The sequence below is a fragment of the Pseudomonas sp. P5_A12 genome (assembly GCF_056400685.1).
In genome coordinates this window covers 1-2301 of sequence record NZ_JBFUKU010000493.1, presented here as the reverse complement: position 1 = coordinate 2301, position 2301 = coordinate 1, and the positions used below count along the sequence as shown (strand labels likewise).

3 protein-coding genes are annotated in these 2301 nt (G+C 54.3%); 2 read left to right on the top strand and 1 reads right to left on the bottom strand.

The genetic code is table 11. The features are described 5' to 3' along the window. Nucleotides 1-174: 174 nt before the first annotated feature. Both AC1DSG_RS30330 and umuC read left to right on the top strand, forming a co-directional pair. Nucleotides 175-603, top strand: coding sequence for a LexA family protein (locus tag AC1DSG_RS30330; protein WP_477794163.1), 429 nt, complete (start codon nt 175-177; stop codon nt 601-603). After that, nucleotides 590-1870, top strand: a complete 1281-nt coding sequence (umuC, locus tag AC1DSG_RS30325) for a translesion error-prone DNA polymerase V subunit UmuC (RefSeq protein ID WP_477794162.1) — start codon at nt 590-592, stop codon at nt 1868-1870. The genes AC1DSG_RS30330 and umuC overlap by 14 nt, the downstream gene beginning before the upstream one ends. A gap of 247 nt (nt 1871-2117) precedes the next feature. Here the strand turns inward: umuC and AC1DSG_RS30320 are convergent. Continuing rightward, a partial coding sequence (locus AC1DSG_RS30320) for a hypothetical protein (protein WP_477794161.1) occupies nt 2118-2301 on the bottom strand: 184 nt, incomplete at its 5' end.

Genomic DNA, 2301 nt, shown 5'->3' with positions numbered 1-2301 from the left:
AGGTGAGCCTTAGCTTGCCGTAAGCTGCTCTCGCCTGGGGAGGATTTGATTCCCACGGCAGGCTCTAAGAGGATGAGGCCGATACCCCCTGTCGCGTTTGGTAGGTTTCCGTTTGACCGCAAACCCCGTTCGGCGGTTTACTGTACGAACATACAGTATTCGGCGATTTGTATCATGGTCACCATCCTAGGGCCGCTATCCAGCAGCGGCGTTCAGCTCCCGWTCTATTCCTACCGCGTTCCAGCAGGCTTTCCGTCGCCAGCAGCAGACCATCTCGAGCAGAAGGTTTCGTTGGATGAGCTTTTGGATCTGCGAGCCCCCCACATGTACCTCGTGCGCATCGAAGGCGACAGCATGATCGGTGCTGGCATTTTTCCGGGTGACCTGGCCATTGTGGACAGATCCATGGAAGTGGAGTCCGGGCATATCGTCATTGCCGCAGTGGATGCCGAGCCTGTCTGTAAGCGGCTGGTCAAGGAGTGCGGGCGGATCGTCCTGAAGTCAGAGAACACAAAATATCCCTCCCGGTACATGATGGAGGGAGAGGAGCTGCTGGTATGGGGCGTGGTGATGTATAGCGTGCGCAGCCATGAAAAAGCCTGAGCCGGCCTTCGCTCTTATCGACTGCAACAGCTTCTACGCATCCTGCGAACGTGTATTCAGACCCGATTTGCGAAACACCCCAATCGTCGTGCTCAGCAACAACGACGGGTGTGTGATTGCCCGCAGCTATGACGCCAAGCCATTCGTGAAAATGGGTGAGCCGTATTTTCAGATCAGGCACAAGCTCAAGCAGCATGGCATCGTCGCGTTCTCGTCGAACTACGCGTTGTATGGCGACATGAGTCAGCGCGTGATGAGCGTGATCGAGTCCCTCGTGCCCGCCGTGGAGGTCTACAGCATTGATGAAGCCTTCGCGGATTTGGCCGGTGTGCCTGGTGATCTTGAGGCGCTTGGACGGCGGATCCGTGCCCAGGTTTATCGGAGCACTGGCATCCCAGTCGGCGTAGGTATTGGCGCCACGAAAACCTTGAGTAAGCTCGCTAATCACGCAGCGAAGAAATGGCAGGCACAGAGTGGTGGAGTGGTCGATCTCCGCGATCAAATCAAGCGCGATTGGGTGCTGAAGAAATGCTCGGTCTCAGACATCTGGGGCGTCGGACGCAAGATGACTCTTCTCCTCGAAGGCATGGGCATCAAGACAGCTTGGGATTTTTCCAAAACTGATCCGTGGATGCTTCGCAAAAAATTCAGTGTGGTGATCGAGAAGACAGCGCGTGAGTTAGCCGGCACACCATGCCTTGAGCTCGATGAACCTGATCCGCCTAAGCAAGAAATTTGCTGCAGCCGGATGTTCGGAAAGCGTCTCACAGAGATTGCACCAATCAAGGAGGCCGTGGCCACGTACATGATGCGAGCTACCGAAAAGCTCCGCGCGCAGCAGTCATTGTGTAAAAAGATCAGGATCAGCATTCGTACCGGCATGTTCAACCCCGAGGAAGCAAAGTATGCGAATGGGGTTTTGGTAGAGCTGCCTTATCCGACTGATGACGTTCGGTTGATGACAAAGGCGGCGGTGGACGCAGTGGAACGGATCTACCGTCCTGGATTCAAGTACAGCAAAGCCGAGGTACTCCTCGTTAACCTTTGCCAGAAGGGCGAGTACACCGAAGACCTCTTTTCGATCTCTCAACCGGTAGCCACCGAGAAAGTGATGGGTGTTCTCGATGCCATCAATGGGCGGTGGGGTCGAGGCACCCTGCGCGTAGCGAGTGTGCCGACGGATCCGGAATGGGGGATGCGCCGAGAGATGATGAGTCAAAGCTTCACGACGCGGGTTGATCAGCTTTGGACGGTGTACTGTAAATAGCGGGGCGAGCGCGGCTCCAATGACAGGTCACGCTAACAATCGTTGAAAGGATCGGACGTTGAAGATATTCCTAGATTGCGAATTTACCCAGCTGAATCAGTACTCAAAGCTRATATCTCTAGCCCTGGTGTCGGAGTCAGGAGATGAGTATTACGTTGAGTTGACGGATACTTATTCGGTCGAGGACTGCAGTGATTTCGTCATCCAAAACGTTTTACCTCAGCTCGATTCTTTGCAATATGGCCATTCACTTGTCGAAGCCCGAGCCTCTCTTCGAAGCTTTCTGAGCAGCTTCGACGAGGAGCTTGAGGTGTGTTCCGATGCGCCACATTGGGATTGGGGGTTTTTCTATGATCTCGCTTGTGCAGATCATCAGCCTTGGCCAGTCCAGGTTTTGAGTCAACCGACTAACCTTACAAGTCTCTTCAATC